The 22,749-nt window shown below is 42.3% G+C and carries 22 protein-coding genes; 16 read left to right on the forward strand and 6 right to left on the reverse strand.

What is annotated here, in order from left to right:
- Positions 1–345: 345 nt before the first annotated feature.
- Positions 346–1,773 carry a hypothetical protein gene (locus ACMXYT_RS06970; RefSeq protein WP_415912077.1) on the forward strand — a complete coding sequence of 476 codons (1,428 nt, stop codon included), beginning with the start codon at positions 346–348 and terminating at the stop codon, positions 1,771–1,773.
- A complete protein-coding gene (locus tag ACMXYT_RS06975) occupies positions 1,770–2,054 on the forward strand; it encodes a hypothetical protein (protein ID WP_415912078.1) in 285 nt (94 codons plus the stop codon). The genes ACMXYT_RS06970 and ACMXYT_RS06975 overlap by 4 nt, the downstream gene beginning before the upstream one ends.
- Before the next feature lie 154 nt (positions 2,055–2,208).
- Here ACMXYT_RS06975 and ACMXYT_RS06980 read toward each other — a convergent pair whose 3' ends face one another.
- Complete coding sequence (locus tag ACMXYT_RS06980; RefSeq protein WP_415912079.1) at positions 2,209–2,892, reverse strand: winged helix-turn-helix transcriptional regulator; 684 nt, start codon at positions 2,890–2,892, stop codon at positions 2,209–2,211.
- Between the two features lie 145 nt (positions 2,893–3,037).
- Between ACMXYT_RS06980 and ACMXYT_RS06985 the strand changes: the two genes are divergently transcribed.
- Both ACMXYT_RS06985 and ACMXYT_RS06990 read left to right on the forward strand, forming a co-directional pair.
- Positions 3,038–3,322 (forward strand): nickel-binding protein, encoded by a 285-nt coding sequence (locus tag ACMXYT_RS06985; RefSeq protein ID WP_415912080.1) that lies wholly within the window; start codon positions 3,038–3,040, stop codon positions 3,320–3,322.
- Between the two features lie 151 nt (positions 3,323–3,473).
- Positions 3,474–5,624: a 4Fe-4S binding protein gene (locus ACMXYT_RS06990; RefSeq protein ID WP_415912081.1), complete on the forward strand. Its 2,151-nt coding sequence runs from the start codon at positions 3,474–3,476 to the stop codon at positions 5,622–5,624.
- 61 nt (positions 5,625–5,685) lie between these two features.
- On the opposite strand, the gene ACMXYT_RS06995 is transcribed toward ACMXYT_RS06990, so the two are convergent.
- Positions 5,686–7,449, reverse strand: a complete 1,764-nt coding sequence (locus ACMXYT_RS06995) for a hypothetical protein (RefSeq protein ID WP_415912082.1) — start codon at positions 7,447–7,449, stop codon at positions 5,686–5,688.
- Between the two features lie 225 nt (positions 7,450–7,674).
- Here ACMXYT_RS06995 and ACMXYT_RS07000 point away from each other — a divergent pair, with 225 nt between their 5' ends.
- Positions 7,675–8,061: a tautomerase family protein gene (locus ACMXYT_RS07000; RefSeq protein WP_415912083.1), complete on the forward strand. Its 387-nt coding sequence runs from the start codon at positions 7,675–7,677 to the stop codon at positions 8,059–8,061.
- Positions 8,062–8,088: 27 nt separating this feature from the next.
- Here ACMXYT_RS07000 and ACMXYT_RS07005 read toward each other — a convergent pair whose 3' ends face one another.
- A complete protein-coding gene (locus ACMXYT_RS07005; protein ID WP_415912084.1) occupies positions 8,089–8,475 on the reverse strand; it encodes a hypothetical protein in 387 nt (128 codons plus the stop codon).
- A 293-nt stretch (positions 8,476–8,768) separates the two neighbouring features.
- Here ACMXYT_RS07005 and ACMXYT_RS07010 point away from each other — a divergent pair, with 293 nt between their 5' ends.
- From ACMXYT_RS07010 to ACMXYT_RS07025, 4 genes are all read left to right on the forward strand, one after another.
- Complete coding sequence (locus ACMXYT_RS07010) at positions 8,769–9,563, forward strand: SDR family NAD(P)-dependent oxidoreductase (protein ID WP_415912085.1); 795 nt, start codon at positions 8,769–8,771, stop codon at positions 9,561–9,563.
- A gap of 158 nt (positions 9,564–9,721) precedes the next feature.
- The gene (locus ACMXYT_RS07015; protein WP_415912086.1) at positions 9,722–10,261 is read left to right on the forward strand and encodes an isochorismatase family protein; all 540 of its coding nucleotides are present in this window, start codon (positions 9,722–9,724) and stop codon (positions 10,259–10,261) included.
- Entirely contained in the window at positions 10,254–11,222 is a 969-nt protein-coding gene (locus ACMXYT_RS07020) for a GlxA family transcriptional regulator (protein WP_415912087.1), read from the forward strand. The genes ACMXYT_RS07015 and ACMXYT_RS07020 overlap by 8 nt, the downstream gene beginning before the upstream one ends.
- A 65-nt stretch (positions 11,223–11,287) precedes the next feature.
- The gene (locus ACMXYT_RS07025; protein ID WP_415912088.1) at positions 11,288–11,920 is read left to right on the forward strand and encodes an MOSC domain-containing protein; all 633 of its coding nucleotides are present in this window, start codon (positions 11,288–11,290) and stop codon (positions 11,918–11,920) included.
- Between the two features lie 13 nt (positions 11,921–11,933).
- Here ACMXYT_RS07025 and ACMXYT_RS07030 read toward each other — a convergent pair whose 3' ends face one another.
- Positions 11,934–12,704 (reverse strand): sulfite exporter TauE/SafE family protein, encoded by a 771-nt coding sequence (locus ACMXYT_RS07030; protein ID WP_415896059.1) that lies wholly within the window; start codon positions 12,702–12,704, stop codon positions 11,934–11,936.
- A 270-nt stretch (positions 12,705–12,974) separates the two neighbouring features.
- Between ACMXYT_RS07030 and ACMXYT_RS07035 the strand changes: the two genes are divergently transcribed.
- Entirely contained in the window at positions 12,975–13,892 is a 918-nt protein-coding gene (locus tag ACMXYT_RS07035; RefSeq protein ID WP_415912089.1) for an ABC transporter ATP-binding protein, read from the forward strand.
- 3 nt (positions 13,893–13,895) lie between these two features.
- The gene (locus ACMXYT_RS07040) at positions 13,896–14,657 is read left to right on the forward strand and encodes an ABC transporter permease (RefSeq protein ID WP_415884386.1); all 762 of its coding nucleotides are present in this window, start codon (positions 13,896–13,898) and stop codon (positions 14,655–14,657) included.
- 10 nt (positions 14,658–14,667) lie between these two features.
- On the opposite strand, the gene phnN is transcribed toward ACMXYT_RS07040, so the two are convergent.
- Complete coding sequence (gene phnN / locus ACMXYT_RS07045; protein WP_415900934.1) at positions 14,668–15,228, reverse strand: phosphonate metabolism protein/1,5-bisphosphokinase (PRPP-forming) PhnN; 561 nt, start codon at positions 15,226–15,228, stop codon at positions 14,668–14,670.
- Positions 15,229–15,417: 189 nt separating this feature from the next.
- On the opposite strand from phnN, the gene ACMXYT_RS07050 reads away from it, so the two are divergent.
- From ACMXYT_RS07050 to ACMXYT_RS07060, 3 genes are read left to right on the forward strand one after another with little or no spacing between them, the layout of a single operon-like run.
- Positions 15,418–16,158: a transporter substrate-binding domain-containing protein gene (locus tag ACMXYT_RS07050; protein WP_415912090.1), complete on the forward strand. Its 741-nt coding sequence runs from the start codon at positions 15,418–15,420 to the stop codon at positions 16,156–16,158.
- Positions 16,158–18,605 (forward strand): EAL domain-containing protein, encoded by a 2,448-nt coding sequence (locus tag ACMXYT_RS07055; protein ID WP_415912091.1) that lies wholly within the window; start codon positions 16,158–16,160, stop codon positions 18,603–18,605. Before ACMXYT_RS07050 ends, ACMXYT_RS07055 begins: the two co-directional genes overlap by 1 nt.
- A 7-nt stretch (positions 18,606–18,612) precedes the next feature.
- Positions 18,613–18,951 (forward strand): hypothetical protein, encoded by a 339-nt coding sequence (locus ACMXYT_RS07060; protein WP_415912092.1) that lies wholly within the window; start codon positions 18,613–18,615, stop codon positions 18,949–18,951.
- A 64-nt stretch (positions 18,952–19,015) separates the two neighbouring features.
- Here ACMXYT_RS07060 and ACMXYT_RS07065 read toward each other — a convergent pair whose 3' ends face one another.
- Entirely contained in the window at positions 19,016–20,440 is a 1,425-nt protein-coding gene (locus ACMXYT_RS07065) for a DEAD/DEAH box helicase (protein WP_415912093.1), read from the reverse strand.
- Positions 20,441–21,099: 659 nt separating this feature from the next.
- Between ACMXYT_RS07065 and ACMXYT_RS07070 the strand changes: the two genes are divergently transcribed.
- Both ACMXYT_RS07070 and ACMXYT_RS07075 read left to right on the forward strand, forming a co-directional pair.
- Positions 21,100–22,155, forward strand: coding sequence for an HD domain-containing phosphohydrolase (locus ACMXYT_RS07070; RefSeq protein ID WP_415900939.1), 1,056 nt, complete (start codon positions 21,100–21,102; stop codon positions 22,153–22,155).
- A gap of 146 nt (positions 22,156–22,301) precedes the next feature.
- Positions 22,302–22,700 (forward strand): DUF2750 domain-containing protein, encoded by a 399-nt coding sequence (locus tag ACMXYT_RS07075; RefSeq protein WP_415900940.1) that lies wholly within the window; start codon positions 22,302–22,304, stop codon positions 22,698–22,700.
- The last annotated feature ends 49 nt before the right edge of the window (positions 22,701–22,749 follow it).

Genomic DNA, 22,749 nt, shown 5'->3' on the forward strand with positions numbered 1-22,749 from the left:
ATGAAGTGCTACCAAAATAAATATGAATAACAAGGTGCTTAAATTAGGACGCTCTTTTCGTGCCACTTAGTCGAGCGTTATCCAATGAGTCGAGAGAGGGGGTTATAGCAATGACAGCTCTAGCGGGTGCTATATCGGCTATCTATTGGCTCAAAGGGCACGGGGGTATCCACTTCTCCCGAGACTGGTTTTGATATAGCATAACAAATTTATCAAAGTTGTTTGCGGCTGGAGAACCTTCAGTGTGGTTTAGCTACTAGATTGCTGCATTACTTTAGCGTTTATCATACGCGACAAGTTCGTTATAATCGCTAGAATTTATGTTTTTTGGGAATGGAATTTGAATTGGAACTGGAACTGGAATTAGATAAAGAAAAATGGATTGTTCTATTTTCTAAAGCATATGATGCTCTTTCACTTTATGTAATAGTTATCGTGCTACTTGCATATTTAGCATATCGTATATGTAAACATGCTCTTAGTAATACTGATCGTGAATTTGTGAAAAAATGGTCGGCTAAGCTTCATTCAGGTTATGGGAATTTAATTTTCATAATGGTTAGTATTTTGTGGGCGTCTTCTGTTTCGGTGTTTGGTTCTGATATTAAAAAGCAAGTTTTTGATTTTGAAATTCCCGTGTCTTGGGAGACTCTTAGCTTTTTTGTTACAGTATATTGTAGTGTTGTTATCGGTATATATCACTACATAGGGCAACAAAGAAAAAATAGAGAAGAACAGTCTAGGCCTCCTATAAATGCAGTTAAATTAGCAGCTCAAGACACAGTTGAGCTTATGCAGGTATTAAAGACCTGTATGTTAGACTGGCAATTAATATTAAACCAACTATCAAGTTCACCAAAAGACAAATTGGAGAACTTCGCTTTATTGGAAAACTCTTTGCGATCAGCGAAACGTTCTTGTTTAAACTCCTTGTTGAACATCGCAAGCAATTGGGATGACAGGGATAATGATAATGTTACCTATAGAGCTAATTTTTTTAACTTGGCACCAGCTAAAAGCGTTTTAAAAGAGTTTGAAAAAAGTGATATTGTAGGCCCTAAGCCAAATAATGGTGGTTATGCCTTTAATATAAATTCAGTGATTAAATCACCATTTTTTTTGTTCAACGATAACTGGCGTTCTCGATTAGAAAAAAGTGACTATATATTGGTTAATGAGCAAGAGTTGAGTGTAGCGTTACCTAAAAAAGCAGAATCAAAGCCAGGTGTGCCAATTTGCATGCCTTACTCTGAGGTAGATTCAGCACTGGGCGATGAAACTAAACAGCCTAATCTTCATGGGGCACCATTGGCGCGGCAGTTGAAGAGGCCTGTATATATTCCTGAACTCAAGAACCAAGTGAAGTCAACAATAGAGGATCTAAAAGAATCCCCTATGCATAGAGATTATATTAACGGAAAGTTTACTGAAAATTTGTATGAATATTATGAGAAAGATTCAACCAAATCAATATTATCCATTCCTATATATAAATATCATGTTGGTGGGCTATTTTCTGAAAAGGGCAGAATAGATAAACCAGAAAAAGATGATGGTATTATTGTATGTATAGCGAATATATATACTAACAGAAGTCATATGTTTAATAATGATGATATGGCTGACTCCTATTGTGAAATAGTTAAACCTATTATGTATATACTGTCTATTCTCGTTTCTATGAGAGTTAGTTTGATTGAAATACAAGATGTTTTGTCAATGTATGACTATGATAAAGGTAAATCTAAAACTGAAGACAAGGAGGCTGCATGAATAACAGAACATTGTGGCAATTAACAGCAGGTGGTGTGGCTGACCTTCAAGATCCTCAGGAAGGGATTGAAATTATGCAGAATGAGCTCATGCAAAGGCGACGAATGTTAGAAGAGTTAGAGCGTAGTTTAAGTGAGCACCAAGTTAGTATTGATGAACTGGCAACAAAACTCTTCCAATTGGCTAATCGGGAATCCGATAGAGTTTTAAGAAGTCATGATTTTGAACTTTCATCAGAAAATACAGAAGAAGACAACTACAAAGTTTATACAGCTCGCTAAAAAGCATTTAAGGCTGACACCCAGCGCTTGGCGTGTTACGAGTCATCGTTGGGATTTGTTTTAATGGTGTATTTTCAGTTTGGTAGTAGCGTCCCTTGCAAGCCAATCCCGTCTAAATTTCCATTTTTATCAAACTGGCATGCTCTCTACACACCTAAATCTCATTAGCCGCCGGTATATCGGCAAACATGCTATTACTCATCCAGCGGCTGACATTGGCTGTCAAAGAGCTAGGCCCGATTAGGTTTAGTCGCTGTTGTCTGATTGCGGTTTTATAGCTGTTATCACCCATCCAGATCTCAATCATGGTACGAAGGTCGGTATTAAACCAGATATCGACCTCTTTACCTGGGTCGGTGGTACAGACGTCTATATGGTTACCGTCGACCATTACCCACCATTTAGCTAAGTGTTCGCGATCGCTAAAGTTAAAGCAGATTGTTGTTGCACCGTCTGGGAGTTTATCGGTTTGGATGCTGCGTTCGAGATAAACCATCAGCAATTCAATATCGAGTTCGCTGTCGGAGATCTGGCCGCGGGTCCAACGCATTCCCCAATCACCAATTTGCTGAATGATCGGTAAAAGTTCTTTGCCTTGCTCGGTTAAAAAGTATTCGTAGCCCCGTTGGTTTGGGATCTTTTTACGAATCACAATACCTGCAGCAGTTAGTTCATTTAACCGCTTAGTCAGCATCGTAGGGGAGATAGCAGCCATGCCGCGCTGAAAGTCATTAAAGCGTTTTCCACCCATGAGTAGCTCGCGGACGATAAGAAGCGTCCACTTTTCGCAAAGTAGCTCCGAGGCTTTAGCGATTGGGCAAAATTGCATGTACTGCATAAAAATCTCTACTATTTTTCGTTTTTATTCTTAACTACAGAATTTGTAGTTTGATGCTACGGTTTCGATAGCATTCAAAGAGTGAACTTCAAATTAGTATCAATGCTCTGATTGATTACAAAAACAATAATTGGAGCAATTCACCATGCCTAAGTTCATCATTGAACGTGATATCCCAGAGATCGGTTTTGCCGATGCGGATGCTTTAAAAGCTGCTGCAGCAAAATCTAACGCGGTGCTAGCCGAGATGCAGAGCGAACATAAAGATATCGCTTGGGATTACAGTTACGTTGCAGGCGATAAAACCTTCTGCGTTTATAACTGCGCTAACGCTGATTTAATTGAAGAGCATTCGCAGCGTAGTGGTTTCCCCGCATCTATTGTTACGGAAGTCGAAGCGCAGATAAGCCCAGCAACTGCAAAGTCTTAAACAAGCTGTAGTTATTGCAACCGGTGTTACCTTAGCACCGGTTTTTGTGCTGATGTACTGTACTTAAGACCCCAGTGTTTAAGTCTTAAATGCAATTATTGCAGCGAGAATATGCAGTTAGCATGTTATAAAATAACAAGAATAAGTAGCCATGTATCAGTTCTATAATCGTAGTCTTAGCTATGTTTTCTTATTGACCGTGCTGTTTGTATGCACGTTAGTCATGAGTCTTTCTTCCAGTGTGCACGCTGGCGTATTAACTAAAGACGACATTGTTAAAGCCTTTCCATCTCCCTATATCGTCGGCGATAAAGATGAATCCCTTGCGGTATGGCCGTTGTACCAGCAGATATCTACCGATACGCCGCTGGTGGGCTATGCCTATGAAACGATTGATATGGTTGCCGTACCGGGCTTTGCGGGGGTGCCTTATAACCTCTTAGTGGCGATGGACCCGCTGGGATCATTTATCAGCGTAAAAGTTCTATCTCATCACGAACCTGTATTTCTTGAAGGTTTGGGGGAGAAGCCTCTTTTTGATTTTGCTAAACAGTACTCTGGCATATCGTTGATGCAGAACATCAAGATCGATGCCAGCCCGACGGTTGCTCAGCGTGAGAATAAAGCCAATGCTTATATCGATGGCGTGACTAAGGCGACGGCATCGGTTCGAATTTTAAACCAGACATTATTATCAGCATCATTAACTGTAGCCCGTGAAAAGCTCGGCTTTGCTAAAGGGCGAGATCCCGATTTGATCGCACGATTAGATAAAGAGCTTTTTGAGCCGATGAGTTGGGAGCAGCTCATCGATGCAGGTCTCATTCAAAAATTCCTTTTTACCAATGATCAGGTAGAGCAACAGTTTAAAGATACGATTGGTGAAGGTCTTGACGAAGAAGGCCTAGAAGCACCTGAAGATACCTATATAGAACTCTATGTAGCAAACCTAAGCGTGCCATCAGTGGGGCGAAACCTATTATTGCCAGAAGCTTGGGAATATCTAAAAGAGAGTACGGCAGAGAATGATCAGCTTCTCTTAGTCGTCGGTGGCGGTCGCTACTCATTTGTGGGTGAGGACTTTGTTCGCGGTAAAGTGCCGGAGCGAATCAGCCTGCAGCAAGCCGGTTTGCCGGTTGAAATGCGAGATTTCGATTTGAGTGATCTGCTCGATCTGTATGAGCTGGACTATAAGATTAAACTGCCTGAAGCTTTATCGGAACATGAATGGAAGGCATTTCATGTAATAGGACAAGCAGGTTTAGATCCAGCATTCCCTTATGAATTTCAGCTGCATATCAGCCGTGAAAAGGGTTGGTTGTATCCAGAAACAGTGAGTAAAACTTTGGATTTCAAAACTGAGTTGGATGACGAGTATTACATCGCTGCTGAAACGGATAACAAAACTTGGCACAGTCTTTGGGCTGGACGCACCACAGATATCGCCATCCTCCTTGCTGGCTTATTCGTTCTGACGATAGTGTTGGTACGATACCAGCTTCTAACAAAAGGTCAGCAGCATCTGCGTTGGTTTAGACCGCTATACCTAGTCTATACCTTGGTGTTTATCGGTTGGTACGCACAAGGTCAGTTGTCGATTGTAAACATTACTGGTGTGCTACAAGCGTGGCTAGCAGGGCGTAGTTTAGAGTTCTTCCTATACGACCCTATGACCGTAATTATCTGGGCTTACGTGGGCATTACCTTCTTTGTTTGGGGGCGTGGCACATTCTGCGGGTGGTTATGTCCATTTGGCGCACTGCAGGAGCTTATCGGTAAGGTGTTAGCCTTCCTGAAAATCCCTCAGATTAAGATTTCTGAGAAAACCGATGCGAGACTAAAAGGGCTTAAGTATCTGGTTCTGCTGTTCATTCTAGTGGTCGCTGTTGTGTCTGTTCCGCTGACAGGTTCCGTAGTAGAGATCGAGCCATTTAAAACCAGTATTACTCTGATCTTTGATCGCTCTTGGCCATTTGTGTTGTGGGCTGTTGTGCTATTGGCATTAAGCCTGTTTGTTTACAAAGGTTACTGCCGCTATATCTGCCCATTGGGTGCGAGCATGGCTGTTCTGGGTAAACTGCGAATCTATAAATGGCTGCCACGTCGAGAAGAGTGTGGCTCGCCCTGTCGTTTGTGTACACAGAAGTGTGAATACCAAGCGATTCCACGCAGCGGCGTGATTGACTACAACGAGTGCTTCCAGTGTTTAGATTGTGTCGTAATTTACGATGATGATAAGCAGTGCGTACCGCTTGTGTTAGAAAAGCGCGGTCGCAAACTGAAAGTTAAGAATGTCGCTTAATTGATAAAAGCCACCATTAACACTATGATTTTCAAAGGTTAGTGGTGGTTTTTATTTGTCGCTATTCTGTTACAAGCTCGCTCATGGAATCTAAAAGCGATTTCGCTTGTTCTTTGGCTATATCAATATCTAGTTCTTGCTCATCTGTAGCTTCTTTTAGCGAGTTGATGCTCTCTAAAATGAACGCTTTGGTGTTATCGGTAAATGGGGTTAGTGTTTCTACTAGCTGATCTACTTGATCTTCAACAAAACTAGCAGCTTGCCAGAAATCGTCTTTTACCGGTTCGGGTAGAGCTGATTCAAACTCGACTAAGTCTTTTACGGCTTTGCTTTCAATAATCGCATTAGTGCGATTTAAGAACTGTTCAAAATCAGCTTCTAATAGCGCTAGATCATGCTCTGCCAAACGCGAGGTTGCTGGTCCTGCGTGGTTGGTCTGTTTAATTAGATCGTCTCGCTGATCGGCCTCTAACTGACTTAAGTTATTGGCTAATTGTTTAGTCTGGGCGGGCTCATCTTGATTTAGCCAAGCGTGAGTGACTAAGAGTTCGATGGTTTGGCGTTGATCCTGAATGGCTGTATCACGATCTTTAATTTCATAGAATGCTCGGCCATCAGAGATCCTCTTCTCCCCCATATAAGATTCAGCGACAAGCATTCGAGTATTGTGATCCGATCTAAGGGTATCGAGTGTTGAAAGCGCAGCGTCATTGCTGGATAGGTCATGTTGAGAGTCATCACCTACCAGAGTATTTAACCCGGTAGAGGTGATCTCTAAATAAGCTCGCTGATGGGTGCTATCAAGATGGGTAAGATCAGTGGCCATCTCTTTTAGTTGATCATCACTAAACGTGTAATCTTCTGTTAGAGAAACAAAGGTTTCTATCATGCCGTAAACAACTGAACGGGTATCGTCAGCATGATTCAAAACAGCGCCGTGCCACTCTCCGGGTTGTGAGGTGTTGATGATAGGTTCTGGCGAATCTGGTTGTGTGGCTGTTTTGGAAAGCTCAGCAAGGTAGCCGACTACCGCGTCTTTAGTTTTAGGCTCAAAACTCTCTATAGAATCTAACAAACGGAAACTCAGTTCTAAGTCTCCGCCAAATAGCTGCAATAGATTAGATTGTTGCAGTTCATCTGTGCCTTCGAGGTTATCTAAAATACGGTTAGTGTCTTCTGATAATCGCTCTGAATCGATATTGTTGATAGCAGTAACGAAGTTATGAATATCGTTAGCAGCAGGAGAGCTTGGATTGAGCAGACCGCCGGAATCGTAAACCGAATCATCATTTGCTAAAGGGACTTTGCTGCTCAATTCATTCGCTTTTGCCAACACTTGGCTACGCGTATCACTATCCAAAGACGATAGTGTTTGGATGAAGTCTTTTGCATTTTGTTGTCCGGAGGAATAATTGAGTGCAAACGAATTAAAATCGGGCGGGGTCTGTAAAGCCAGTGCTGCGTTAGCAAACTGTTTTAGCTCGGTCTCACTCAGCTGTTGTGCAAGCGCTAAGAACTCCTCATCTTCTAAAATGCCAAGATCAACTAAGTTTTGACCTTGTTCTTGGGATAGCTTGCCCAAGACCGCATGCATCTGATCGGTTTTTTCCGATTCAGGAAGAATCACGACCTGATGTTTACCTTCAAATGCAGTAAATCGCGTAAACTCACTCGGATCTTGCTGGCGCAGTTGTTCTATCTGCACCTCTACAGAATTAATCTGTTTGAGTTGGCTTTTCAGTTCTTGAGAAGGTTCAACCTGCTGAGGTTTGAGAGTTGAACTAAGTCCCTGTTGCAGTGGCAACTGATCCGATGTGATCTTCATAAATCCTTTCACTTTAACTTCGTCGGCGATTTTATCTATAACGGCCATTTTCGAAGAAAATTAATTTAGTTGAGTTATTTGGGAAAGTGTTTTGGGTGAAAGGTTCAAAAAATATTTATTTGAGAAAAAATTGTAGATGTAATGAATTGATAAAGAAAAAAGATGATATTTACTTTTTATAAAGGAGTAGCTATCTACTGGTTTAGCTAATATTAGGACTTACATATGATTGTCATCTACGGAATTGAGCAGCAGCTAAACCCCATCAAAGCAGAACTGTCGGATGTTATTCATCAGTGTATGCAGGAGGTATTGGGATTTCCTGAGGACAAACGCGCGCATCGGTTTATTTCTATGGATAAAGAAGATTTTTACTATCCTGGTGGTCGCAGTGATGCCTATACAGTTATCGAGATTAATATGATGGCTGGGCGCAAAGTTGATACACAGAAAGCATTGATCAAAACCTTGTTCCAAAATATTGAAGAGCAACTTGGGATACTGCCCGTCGATATCGAAATCATCATCAAAGAGCAGCAACCTTACCAGTGGGGGTTTAGAGGTATGACGGGTGATGAGGTAAACGATCTTAAATACAAAGTTAATGTTTAGTTGGTCATGAAGTTATAACTTCATGAACTAATTACACTTATGTTCAGCGAGTGACTCTAGGCGGTTATAGGCAACTAGATGGGGTAAAAAAATCACCCGAACTTTGACTCCTTTACTTTCAAGATTGAAAGCATCAATTACTTTACAAGCGTACTTTGCATAATCTTCAGATCGATACAGTTGTATTACACCGATTTGGAGTGCTTTCTTTGACGTCCATTTCACATCAGAGGCTAACGGTTCTTGATCGCTATTCAGATAATCAGCGATTTTTTTGTGCTTTCTACTGAAGTTTTGTTTTGATTTCTTTGATTTGATGATTTCATTTCGCTGTCCCTCGTTATTGTAGTAACCGGAAGGTGGTGCTTCATCTTTGTCCATAAAGAAGGTTTTAGCACTGATTTGCGGACTCATAAGCACAGCCAATAGTAGGCTTAAGCCAGTGAGAATCGATAATTTAGGTTTGATAAGGTTCAATTGCATCATGTTAATTTCGGTTACTGCTATTCCTTTCTCAAGATTACGCTACCTATATGATTTTAAAAGAATAAGTTTATTAAAATTTTATCTAAATTTATGAGGGCTTATTGAGCTGGATTTATAAACGCTCGATTTTGATCATGGTTTGGTGTTTATCTACCTCGGCGATTGAGAGCCGTTCAAACATACTCCTAGCTAACTTATTAATGATGTTTGGAGGATTGAATATGGCTGGGCGTTTAGAAGGTAAAGTGGTACTGATTACAGGTGCTGGTGGCGGACTAGGTAGTGCGCAAGCGCGTATGATGGCTGAAGAGGGGGCGAGTGTAATGCTGGCAAACTTACCAGAGGATCCCATTGTTGCAGAAGGTCAGAAACCAACTGGGCTTTGGGATAATGCTGTTAGTGTTGCTGAAGAGATACGGGCAGCTGGTGGTAAAGCAGATGTGGTGGCTTTGGATGTTACTGAAGAGCCTCAGTGGATTGCTGCGGTAAATGCAACCGAAGCAGCCTTCGGAAAGTTGGATGTATTGGTCAACAATGCGGGTATCTATTATCACGCAGGTTTATTGGATCATACCGTAGAGAAGTTCGATCAAATTGTGGGTGTGAATCAGTTGGGCTGTTTGTTGGGCATGAAGTCTGCGATTCCTGCAATGCGACGGAATGGTGGCGGTTCGATTATTAATTTTGCATCCATTTATGGTATTTCAGGCGCAGGGACCTCTACCGCTTACCAAAGCACAAAAGGTGCTGTTCGCTTGATGACTAAATCCGCGGCACTTGAGTTTGTCGGTGATAATATTCGTATCAATTCAATCTGCCCTGGGATGTTTGATACCAACCTTTTTGAAAGCTCTGTCCCGAAAGAGGCGTGGGAGCCTCTAGTAGAGATGGTACCAATGAAGCGCTTTGGTAAACCAAAAGAGATCGCTTATGGCACGGTTTTCTTAGCTTCTGATGAGGCTTCTTTTATGACTGGGTCTGATCTGGTGATTGATGGCGGCTATACCTGCCCTTAACTATTTCTTCACTTATTCTGACCTAGAAAAGCTGCATTTAAGTGCAGTTTTTTTACTTGGCCGAAATTGTCCTATTTTGGGCCGCTGCCTTTCTTATGTAAATTTTGGTTATAGCTCACACTTAGCTCACAAATATTAAATACGTGGGAGCTTAAGTTATGAAAAATACAGCGTTATTAGTAGTTGATGTGCAGGAATCCTTTAAACATCGTGATTATTGGTATGATGATGGTTTTTCTGATTATGAAGCGAGACAAAATCGGCTAATTGATGCGGTAAGAGCGCAAGGTGGCTCAATTGTGTTTATCCTTCATAATGAAGATAAAGGTGTATTTTCAGTTGAGTCCGGTTTTGTCCGTTTGATGGACTTTCTGCATAAACAGGATGAAGATAAGGTGTTTTACAAGCGCGTTCATAATGCGTTACTCGACAGTGGTTTGCACGAGTGGTTGCAAGGGCAATCGATTACCAAACTATTGGTGAGTGGCTTAAGAACGGAACAGTGCTGTGAAACCACAACGCGTGTAGGCAGTGATTTGGGGTATGAGGTAGATTTTGTGGTCGATGCTACTCATACCTTCACTATGAAAAATCCATTTACCGGTGAGACTGTGAGTGAAGAGGCGTTAAAGAAACATACCTCTATGGTTTTGCAAGGTCGCTTCGCAAATGTACGCATGGTTGGAGACTATGAATAAAAAAAGGCGTGTTTATCTGTTGGTGTTGCCACGTGTTCATTTATTGGATCTGGCAGCGCCTGCTCAGATATTTGCGCATCCTTCTTTAGAGGAGAGTATAGAGTTGCACTATATCTCTCCTCAGCCTGAGCTACAGTCCAAGCAAGGCTTACATTTAGCGAAACTAGAACCCTTACCTGAGAGGTTAGATGCAGACGACTGGCTACTATTGATCGGAACAAGCCAGTTAAATAAACATCTCCATGAGGCTGATTACCAAGCGGCGATTCAATGGCTAAATTCGGTGAAATCTCAGTTTGGCCTGTTAGCTGGGATCTGCTCTGGTTCCCTTTTAGCCGCCAAGGCCGGTTTATTAGATGGTAAACGCTGCACGACACACCATGACCTTACTGCCTCACTTTGTCAGATCGCACCAGACGCTTTAGTACAGGAAGATTGTATTTTCGTCACAGATGGCAACATATGGACGAGCGCTGGTATCACTACAGGGTTGGATCTTTGCTTACAGTTAGTTGATAACCATTGGGGGCAGGATCGTGCAGTACAAATTGCCCGTGAGATGGTGATCTATATGCGACGATCTGGTCAGGAAGCGCAGCTGAGTTTTTGGTTAAATCATCGAAACCACACTCAATCTCGAGTGCACAAAGTTCAGGACCTGATAATGGAGCAGCCCGGTTTTGATTGGGATGTGTCGCTTTTGGCAGAACGAGTTCACTTAAGTGAGCGCCATCTTCGGCGTTTATTTCTGCAAGCGACTGGCTTCAATCTGCAAGAGTACCTACAGCAGGCACGCATAGAGCTAGGTCGTCAGTTATTAGAGCAAACCAAACTGCCATTAGATGTTATTGCTGAACGTTGCGGGTTTCAGTCTGAAAGAAGCTTAAGACGTGTTTGGGCAAGATGGCGGGAGGGTACGCCCTCGCAATATCGAAGGAATTTAAATCTGATTGATATTTGATCAATTCGGTTCTGGTCGTATATGGTTAAGGGATTGCGTTTCAACACCGTTTCGGGAGGCGAGACATGTCTATTTATCAAGGTACCATCAAGGGCTTATATATTGGGCAACTAAAACCAATTGGCCCAGATGATGCGCCAAGCGGCATCTTCAAAGAGCCAGTTGATAGTTGTTTGCTTACCAAAACAGGGCTGGAAGGTGATGTTCAAGTAGATAAGCGTGTGCATGGTGGCCCTGAAAAAGCGCTGTATCAATTCCCCTCAGAAAATTACGCAACTCTTCGCCAAGCCTTACCGCACCTTGAGGATAGTTTTATCTCTGGATCGATAGGTGAAAACCTTTCTAGTGAATCAGTGGATGATACTCAGGTTCATATTGGCGATATTGTGAAAGTGGGTGATGCTTTAGTGCAGGTGTCCCAACCTCGCAGGCCTTGTTGGAAAGTGAATCATAAATACGGCAACGGCCATATAGCGCCATTACTGATGTCGCAGGCGATCAGTGGTTGGTACTACCGTGTGTTAGAAGAAGGTGAGTTGCGAGTAGGCGATTCATTCATCTTGCAGGAACGGCTAGAGAATAGCGTCGCTGTTGCAGAAGTCTGGAAGGTCTTTTTAGAAAAGTTACAATCAAGATTACCGCCAGAAGCGTTTAACACCAATATCCCAGGATTATCGACTGAATGGCGTTTTGAATAGCTGTTATCAGGGCTTAACCGTACACATCGTAGAAGAAGTAAGCGGTGATGCCACAGCTAGCGAAAATTACAAAATTTCGTACCCACTGTTGTGGTAACTGTCGTGAGTAGTGCGCGGCATAATAACCGCCTGCGAGTGTACCTATCAGCACGATCGTACCGGAGTACCAGTCAATGACTCCATCAATAATAAACAGCACAATTGCGATCAGCGATACGCATGAAGATACCAAAAGCTTGATACCGTTCATGGTATTGATATTGGTATAACCCGCCAAAGCTAAATAGCTCAACGTGATAATACCTAAACCGGCATTGAAGAAACCTCCATAGAGGCAAACACCAAACAGCAGCAACATCAGAAGAAAACCTCCTACTGCTGATGCATGTTTATGTGTGCCCGAAAGGTTTTTTAAGGCGCTGTTGAGTCGTCCGCCAAAGATAAATAAAACCGTGGCAAACAGCAGTAACCAAGGCACAGCTTCAAGAAATACTTCTTCAGGTGTTCTTAGCAGTAGCACTGCACCTGCGATACCACCGATAAAACTAATCAGGATTAATTTTATGAGGTTCTTTCGATCTTGCCTGATATCTTTTCGCAGCGCATAGGTTCCGCTCATATAACCTGCACAGGCAGAGAATGTATTGGTCGCATTCGCGCTAATTGGCGGTACACCGACAAACATCAGTGCCGGAAAGGTAATAAAGCTGCCGCCACCGGCGATAGCATTTAAAACACCACCAAAAAAGCCTGCTACGAAGAGAATAAGGAGTTCAAACAACATACAAATGTGAAGTCTAAGTGAAAGAGCGATCAAGTATACATGACTGATCTCGACATTATCTAAGTAGAACCTCTTAAGTAGATTCTGCTTAGGTGAATTTAATTCAGCTATTTATTTTGATTAAGTTAGTTAATAACTGCGTCAAGTAGCTATTGTTATGATCTTGATAACAGAGTGTTTACTTTGCGATATCTACCTGAGGGATAGATATTTCTTTAGTATTGTCAAAGCGTTTTCATGTACAGGTTCCACTTCAGGAGTTAGCGATTAATGCAGCCGATTATTCAGGTGCAGGATTTAAATAAAACTTACGATTCTGGGTTTACCGCTCTACGTTCGGTGAATCTTGATATCAACAAAGGTGAAATCTTTGCGTTGTTAGGGCCTAACGGCGCGGGCAAAACAACGCTGATCAGTATTATTTGCGGTATTAGTCGTGGAACCTCTGGCACGGTTTTCGCGGGTAACCATGATATCGCTAAAGATTACCGTCTAGCGCGAAGCAAAATCGGATTAGTGCCGCAAGAGCTTACTACCGATGCTTTTGAGACGGTATGGGCAACGGTTAACTTTAGTCGTGGCTTATTTGGTAAGGCTCCTGATAAGGCTTACATAGAGAAAATCCTTAAGCAGCTTTCTCTCTGGGATAAGCGTAATTCTAAGATGCTGGAACTGTCGGGTGGTATGAAACGCAGGGTGATGATTGCCAAAGCCCTATCTCATGAGCCGGAGATTCTTTTTTTGGATGAGCCTACTGCGGGTGTTGATGTCGAACTTCGCCGTGATATGTGGGAGATGGTTAGAGAGCTGCGCGATAATGGCGTGACGATCATTTTGACTACGCACTACATTGAAGAAGCCGAAGAGATGGCTGATCGAATTGGTGTGATTCGTAAAGGGGAAATCATCCTGATCGAAGAGAAGGCGACCTTAATGTCTAAGTTGGGTAAAAAGTCGCTGCACATTCACCTTCAACAGCCGATGGAGCAAGTGCCTTCAGAGTTGGATCGTTTTAATCTGACTTTAGAGCAGGCAGGGGAATATCTTCAGTATGTTTACGATGCCAGTGAAAGTGAGCAGGTTGCTGAATTGTTAGCGAAATTAAACGAGCTTGGCGTTGGGATTAAAGATTTGAACTCTTCGGAAAGCTCGCTTGAAGATATCTTTGTAGAACTGGTGCAGGAGTAAGTGATGAATTTTTACGGTATTCGAGCGATCTATAAGTTCGAAATGGCACGCACCTTTCGAACGTTGATGCAGAGTATTGCTTCCCCTGTGCTTTCAACATCGCTCTATTTTATTGTCTTTGGTACTGCCATTGGATCAAGAATGGGGGAGATTGATGGTATTAGCTATGCGGCGTTCATTATTCCGGGGCTGTTAATGCTGTCTCTGTTGAGTGAGAGTATTTCTAATGCGTCCTTTGGTATCTTTTTTCCAAAGTTTTCTGGGACGATTTACGAAGTGTTGTCGGCACCGGTTTCACCTTTTGAGATCGTGGCGGGCTATGTTGGTGCGGCAGCAACCAAATCGGTCATGTTGGGATTATTGATTCTGGCTACGGCAAGCTTGTTTGTTGATTACACTATCTTGCACCCACTATGGATGCTTTGTTTCCTTGTTATTACTGCTATTACCTTTAGCTTATTTGGATTTGTTATTGGTATCTGGGCGGATGATTTCCAAAAACTTCAGATCATTCCATTGATGGTAATCACACCTCTGACCTTCCTAGGCGGAGCGTTTTACTCGATCAATATGTTGCCTGAACCTTGGCAGACCATCTCACTATTTAACCCGGTTGTTTATTTGGTGAGTGGTTTCCGTTGGGCGTTCTATGGTGTGGCTGATGTGAATGTTGGCCTAAGTTTGGGAATGACCATACTGTTTATGATGAGCTGCATGGCGATCATCGCTTGGATATTCCGAAGTGGTTACCGGATTAGAAGCTAGATCGTATCGATTAACGAATAAATCGGTGCTCGGTGATGATATCCATCAGGGCATCGATTCCTTTTTCTTTAGACCCGCTGTTATCTATATACATAGTGCCTGTTGGCATGTGATCTAAGAAATCAGCATGGCGCTTTAAACGTTTTTCAATTTCTAGATCTGTTTCCCTGCCGCGCTTATGCAATCTATCCCTAAGGAGCTCGGTTTTAATATTAATCATCACGGGGATAAGAAAATCATATTGCTGCATGGCGATTGGCAGGTATTCTCGGGAGCCATTAATAATGACGTTTAATCCCGCTTTAACCCAGATTTCGACCTCTTTGCCTATTCCATATAAGTGACCATGAGATGCCCAATGCATTGCAAACATAGCGGTATCAACACGCAATTGGAACTCTGATTCTGTCAGATGAATATGATTTTCGCCGCCTGCATCGGCAGCACGGGTGATATAGCGATGGGCGATAAATGCTTGATGGCTATGTTCTAAACGTTGCCTGCAGCCTTGGAGTAGGGTGTCCTTTCCTGAGCCTGAGGCCCCCATCAGATAAAAGAGTTTGCCGCTCATCAACTTTCCGCTAGTCAGATTGAATGATTTAGTTATAGCAAAGTGCTTTTGTTAAAGCTTTACTGTTGTTGATTTGTTTTGGTTTAGACCTGTAGATGAGTTTGTTTATTGTCGCTCCTATTTTGATCAAGATATGTTTAAATTAACTCATTCTGTTACAGGGTTGTTCAATATATGGAGGTTGTGACAGTGAAGTTATTTAACCGTTTGGCTATCTTTGTAGCAGCGTTGCTTTTACCGCAGGTTGGAATCGCCAACCAGACGGTTCAGCTCTATACGGTTGATTATCCTCCCTATAGCTTGATCGATGAAAAGGGGGCTATCAGTGGCATTGATGTGGAAGTTACGCAGGCGGCTTTCGCTGCGGTAGGTATTAATGCGGATATACAAACGGCCCCATGGAAGAGGATATTAAAAAGCATCCGTCATGGTCGTATGGCTGGGACCGTCACTTGCTCTAAACGGGCAGGCCGAGATCAATTTATTCTGTTTAGCGATGTTTTGAGCGAAGCAAATCAATCTGCAGTGATGCGTCTAGATCGATCTGATGATGATATCGTCAATTTTGAGGATCTTAGAGAGGTTTCTGTATCTGTAGTAGATGGTTGGGGAATACAGAAGGAGTTACAGCAAGCGGGTATAGCCCACTCTGTAGTGCCTGATGTAGATAGTGGCATCCGCTCGTTAATCTACCGTAATGTAGATGTTTTCTATAATGCGGGTTTAGTAACAAATTACCGTGCGCGAAAACTAGGTTTGCAGGATGAAATCAAGATTAAGCGCCTGAAAGGGATGCACAGTACGCAGTATCATTTGTGTTTGAGTAAAGCGTATCCGAAAGCGGAAGTTCTTCTAGAAAAATTTAATGAAGGTCTACGTTTGATCAAAAGCAACGGACAATATCAGGCTATTTACGACCGCTATCTTTAATGGCAAAACATCATTTTATGGGTCTAAACTTACGACGTAAAATTGCTCTCAAACAAGCACGTTTTATTTTGATTATTGCGTTGCTGTTGGGTGTGTTCTCTACCGGATTGCAGATCTATTTAGATCTCCAGCAGGTGAGAAAAAATACCACTGAGGACATTGAACGCATCATTAGCCTGTATCGCGATACAGCGACCCAAGCCGTTTATAATTTGAATGCATTTCAGGCGAATGAGGTCACATCTTCACTGATCTCTTACCCCACAATTTACCATGCCCAGTTGATCGATGACTTCAGTGAAACTTTAGCTGAACATAGACGTGATCAGACCTTGAGTTCTAGTTTTTTATCGTTGCCCGCCCAGCAGTTATTCGATCTGAATCGTTATATAGAGATGGAATTGGATTTGGCTTCTGTTAATTCAGGCAACGAACGAGCGCGATTGATAGTTGAATTAGATACAATCCATGTAGCTAATAGTTTCAGCCAGCGTGCAATCAATAGTTTATTTTTAGGCTTGATGCATAGCGTTGCTTTGGCAGCGATTATTTTGTTATTGATTTATCGCTATCTTTCCCGACCTATAGTGCAAACAGCAAAATGGGTAAATGAACTACGTTCGGAAGGTAAAAGTTCGGTTTTGCCATACACGGCAGAGGATGAGCTAGGTGACTTGGTTCGGAGTTTTTCTGGGCTTTGGAAAGACCGTGAGGCAGTTACTGACAAATTAACGAAGATGGTGGCTGAGTTATCTGAAAGTGAGCACTTCTCTCGCTCTATAATGGATAACGCCGGGGACGCTATGTTCTTGTGTGAACTGGACAGCACTATTTTTCGTGTCAACAACCAAGGGGCGAGCACCTTAGGGCTATCTAAACAGCAGCTCCGCAATACTAAACTTGCAGATTACAGCAAAAACTACTCATTTGATGAATACCTGCAGCTTTGTGAAGGTATTAGTGATACTCAGGTCACTACCTTTGAAGATCTCCAGATTAACGCCAATGGTAAGGTCTTTCCGGTAGAAGCGAGAGCCATTAAATTATCCCTTCAGTCTCATGAGTACCTGCTCATTGTTGCTCGAGATATCTCGGTGCGTAAGCAAGCAGAAAAACAGATCCATGAGTTAGCCTTTTACGATACCTTGACCGGGTTGCCTAACCGTCGCTTATATTTAGACAGGCTGACAGCATCGCTTGAATTGCATCAGGCTAATCATAGTTTTGGCGCAGTACTGTTTTTAGACCTAGATAGATTTAAAACGATTAATGATTCCTTAGGACATGGTGTTGGTGATGAATTGCTGAATAACATCGCGCAACGTTTAACCCATGTTCTACCGATTGAGTCGACTTGCGCGCGATTTGGCGGCGATGAGTTTGTAATTCTCTTACCCGAAACGGGTAGCTCTTCAGACGTCTGCGCTGATGTATCTGCCCATGTAGCTCAAGAAGTCTTAAAAGTTATGTCAGAGCCGTTCAGTATCGAGGGGCATACGCTCTACTGTACTGCTAGCCTAGGTATCGCTGTTTTCCCTGCATCTGATGCTTCAGCTCAGGATATTATTCGTCAGGCAGATACTGCCTTATATCGAGTTAAGGCGATGGGGCGAAATGGTTTCCAGTTCTATGATCCTGAGATGCAATCTACGGCGCAGGAACGATTGGAAGTGGAGAAGGGGCTTCATCAAGCGCTTAAATCCAATCAATTTGTTTTATGGTTCCAACCTCAGATTTGTAAGGATGGTCAAATAATCGGGGCTGAAGCGCTTATTCGTTGGCAGCACCCGGAAAAGGGGCTAATTTTCCCGGGTGGGTTTATTCAGGTTGCTGAAGAGAGTGGCCAGATTGTTGAGATTGGCAATTGGGTTTTAAGAGAAGGTCTGAAGCATTTGGCGAAATGGCGTGCCGAAGGTTTACCTGAGAGCTTTCAGCGTCTTGCAATCAATATTAGTCCTATGCAATTTATGCAGGTGGATTTTGTCGATCAGGTGATCAGCTTAATGGATGAATTTGATCTTCCAGGCGATGCTGTTGAATTAGAGATTACCGAAAATATGCTGCTTAATAACTTTGAAGTAGCAAGCCACAAGATGAAACTCCTTAAAGGTAAAGGGGTTTCTTTTGCGATTGATGATTTTGGTACGGGGTACTCTTCGCTTAAATACCTTCGGAATTTGCCGTTGGATATTCTTAAAATAGATCGCTCTTTTGTAACCGGTCTTCGCTCTAAATCTGAAGAAGCAGCTATTGTTGAAGTTATTCTGGCGACAGCCGATCGTTTAGGGTTATTGGTCATTGCTGAAGGGGTTGAAACCCTAGAAGAGAAAGAGACCCTAGTTGAATTGGGTTGTGACTGCTTCCAAGGTTATCTACTATCCAAACCACTGCCTGCTGATAAGTTCATAGAGTTTTCATCAGCTAATTCTTCCGCAGAAATTGATTGAGTAAGTAATGGGTTCATTAAGTAAACAATTAGAGACGATCTGGGAGCTAGCTTCAGATGCGCATACCGCGATTCAGCGTGATTTTGCGGATATAGACCCACTCATTGGTGTAAGCCAGAATATGCGAAAGCAGGGTATACCTGCGGATGTGATGACGATTGATTGTTTAAGAACGCGTAAGCGAATCATTGTTATCTTGCATGATCAACAACCTGACATTGTGAGTTACCAATTTGCAGGTATGGACTCAGATCCTGAAGGTGACTTTGAAAGCTTAGCGTTTGAAAAAGTCACCAAACAGACAATCTATCAATGGATCGCACAGTATTTCAAAGAGCCGTTATAAATTGATCTACTAAAATGAACCATCAAAATGAATCAGGCCAGTATTAACTGGCCTGATTCTTTTTCTAGGTCCGGTTGCCCCAAGGATTTGATGCTGGGCGTTTAGGTCTGCGTTTTTTGTTGTTACCTTCAGACTGTGAATTTGGCTTCTGCCCTTTAGGTTTAGCACTATTTCCTTTGCGCTTATTCGAACCTTCACTTGTCTTGTGTGATTTGTTTTTGCCCTGAGGTTTGTGCCCGCGGGAATTCTCCCCTGAGCGTTGGCCGTCACGATGGCCTTTAGCTTGCTTGGGTTTGTTACTGTTATTTGATTTCTTACGAGCCGGTTTTTTGCTTAAATCTGAGGCTGGTAGAGCGTGTACCGGTTCGAAACCTTCGATGATCTCTCTGTCTAATATTTTACCGATTAAACGCTCTATCGCGTGTAACTGATCAAATTCATCAGCACTTACCAGTGAAACGGCTTGACCTGTTGCACCTGCTCGACCTGTACGGCCAATACGATGAACATAATCTTCAGGCACATTAGGTAGATCGAAATTCACTACTTGAGGCAATTGGTCAATATCAATTCCTCTTGCAGCGATATCGGTTGCAACTAGAACTCTTACAGAGCCACTCTTGAACTCAGCTAAGGCCTTGGTTCGCGCGCCTTGGCTTTTATTACCATGAATGGCAGCAGCACTGATTTTGGCAGTTTCTAGCTGACGAACTAAGCGGTTAGCACCGTGCTTAGTTCTGGAGAATACAAGCACTTGATGCCAATCATTGTCTTTGATTAATTGGCTCAGAATTTGCGATTTTTGCTTTTTATCAACTGGGCAGATCCACTGTTTAACCGTTGACGCTGTGGAATTGGCCGGGGTGACCGAAATCTCTACTGGATTAGAGACAAAGGCTTGGGCTAATTTCCTGATTTGCGGTGAAAATGTCGCTGAAAATAGAAGGTTTTGGCGTTGTGAAGGCAAAAACTTCAGGATTTTCTTAATGTCATGAATAAAGCCCATATCCAACATGCGATCAGCTTCATCTAGGACAAGAACTTCTAGTTGAGCAAATTTAACAGCACCTTGATTATGCAGATCAATTAATCGACCGGGAGTCGCTACTAAAACATCGACACCGCCTCTTAATTTGGCAATTTGTGGATTTATTTTGACGCCGCCAAAAACTACGGTCGAACGTATGGCTAAATTCTTTGAGTAGCTTTCTACACTATCGTTTACTTGAGCTGCAAGTTCTCTGGTTGGGGTAAGAATTAACGCCCTAACATGCCCGCGTTTAGCAGGTGTACCGTGGCTTAATCTCTCTAAAATCGGAAGAGTAAAGCCTGCGGTTTTACCAGTACCTGTTTGTGCGGCAGCCATGAGGTCGTGACCTTCTATGACTGCAGGGATTGCCTGCTCCTGAATAGGGGAAGGAGTTGAATACCCTTTTGCATTAATTGCATCAAGAATAGGGCTCGACAAGCCAAGTTCATTAAAGCTCATTATTTATCTCTTAAGGAAAAGCATTATTTGCGCGAAAACGTTCAGGTCGATCTTTAAAGAGCGACTTTTAACACGCAGTCATAGTGTTTGATTGGAGCTATGGGCATCACACTGAACGTTGCGAGGCCTTAGGAGATAGGGGAGAACCGTACTACATTCCTGCTCTACAGGTAGCTCGTAATGATATTTGATGCATAATTACGGCACTGGGTAATCAATATCGCGGATACTAGCATTTTGAGAGCTGCTTGGCAGCTCAAACTTGATCAGATCAAGTTTATCTGTTGATCAAGGTGCGAACCTTCATTATGTCCGCAAGTTTTCAAATTCAAAGATCTGGGTTCTAAATGAAATTTAGGCATGCAGACTGGGCCACAATTTATTGCAGGCCTCTAGATTTCTTATCCCAATACACTGTTTTTAGTGTACTTATAATTGAACGTCGCTAGACGTAAATTCAATAAATTGAATTCCATTCATTTAACATGGTTATTATGTTTTTTTAACTTTTTATTTTTTTGCCAAACGAAAGCTGAAAGCTAGACTGTGTTTGTAACCGTTTGAAATGAAATTTATTAGTTTTCCACTAATACACGGCCAATCAGCTTAACAAAGCTGGATATATGGAAATTTGTAATGTGCATTAAGGGACTAAACGCATGAACAGCTATGTTAATCATCATAAAATATTGATTTGTGATGACTCTCTTACAAACGTTTTGATACTAAGCAAGTTAATCGAAACTGAAGTCCGTAATACATCCATTACTTCCTTAACCGACCCTCGAAAAGTCTTACCTCAACTTGAACAGCAAGATTTCGATCTAATATTGTTAGATCTCGAAATGCCAGGGCTTAATGGCTTTGAAGTGTTGTATCAAATTCGTCAGCGCTGGGAGATGGATCAACTCCCTGTCATTATACTCACGGGTTCTACCGGAGCAGATCTTCGTAATAAGAGTTTATCGAATGGTGCAAATGACTTTATGAATAAGCCGTTTGATCAAGCTGAAATCTGCCTAAGAGTAAATAACACCTTAAAAATCGCAAATGCACATAAGGTACTTTCATCTGAAAAAACTAAATTAGAGTCACTGGTTCAAGATAGGACGCAAGAATTAGACAAGACAGTAGAGAATGTCATCCAATTATTAGGGATGATTGGGGAGTATAAAGACACGGAAACAGCCAAGCATGTTCTAAGGGTGGGCAAAATTAGCCAGATCCTTGCTTTGGGTGCAGGGCTGCCAGCTGACCTAGCTTATATGCTTGAAAAAGCAGCGCCCCTTCATGATATAGGTAAGGTAGGTGTGCCAGATAGAATTCTATTAAAAAAAGGTCCCCTGGATGAAGAAGAGATGAGGATCATGAAACAACACACTGCACATGGCTATAACCTATTATCTGGTAACGATGCTCTGGTTATACAATTAGCGCGAAGTATTGCAGCTACACATCATGAAAGATGGGACGGGAATGGCTATTTGCACGGCCTGAACGGCGAATCAATACCGATTGAAGGACGAATCACATCTATTGCTGACGTTTTTGATGCTTTGGTAAGTGAGAGGCCTTATAAGGAGGCTTGGTCGTATAAGGAAGCAGCAGATTACATAGTAAAAGAATCTGGTAAAGCATTTGATCCTAAGTTGATTCTGGTATTTCAACAACACTTAGACGATATCATCCATATTCAAAAAGAGTTGGCAGATTGATATCGAGTAATGGCAAACTTTTTTTGAGAGATGATTCGGTTGTATCTAGTGAGCCTTAAATATCTTAGGATTATTACAGAGACTGTGAGGTATAATGGACCCAATATTTTGTAAGTGTGTCTGAAACACGCGTAATTGAGGCTTGTATGTCAAACGATTCACATTCTCCATCGTTAGAACAATTGCAACAATATAACGAAGAGCAGCTTTATAGCTTCTTTATAGCGGAATCTGTAACTAATGAGCAGATTTGGATTTTGACAGATGAATACGGTTGCGTGATGTTAAACACAGACGATGAAGACTGTGTGCCGGTTTGGCCGTCAGAAGAGCTAGCACAAGCTTGGGCAACTGAAGAGTGGAGCGAGTGTAAACCGGAAGCGATTAGTCTCTCTGTTTGGCATGAGCGTTGGACACCAGGTTTAGAAGAAGATGGCTTCGCAGTTGTAGTTTGTCCGTTCGAAAGCCAAGATGGCATAGTTACTTATGCCGAAGAGTTAGAGAAAGCCTTACAGAAAAAGGCTGCTAAATTAGTACGTAAATAAACTATTCTGTTTGATCTTTATAAGGCTGTAGTTTTTAGCTATAGCCTTC

This window comes from Neptuniibacter sp. QD37_11 (assembly GCF_047778105.1).
Lineage (GTDB): Bacteria > Pseudomonadota > Gammaproteobacteria > Pseudomonadales > Balneatricaceae > Neptuniibacter.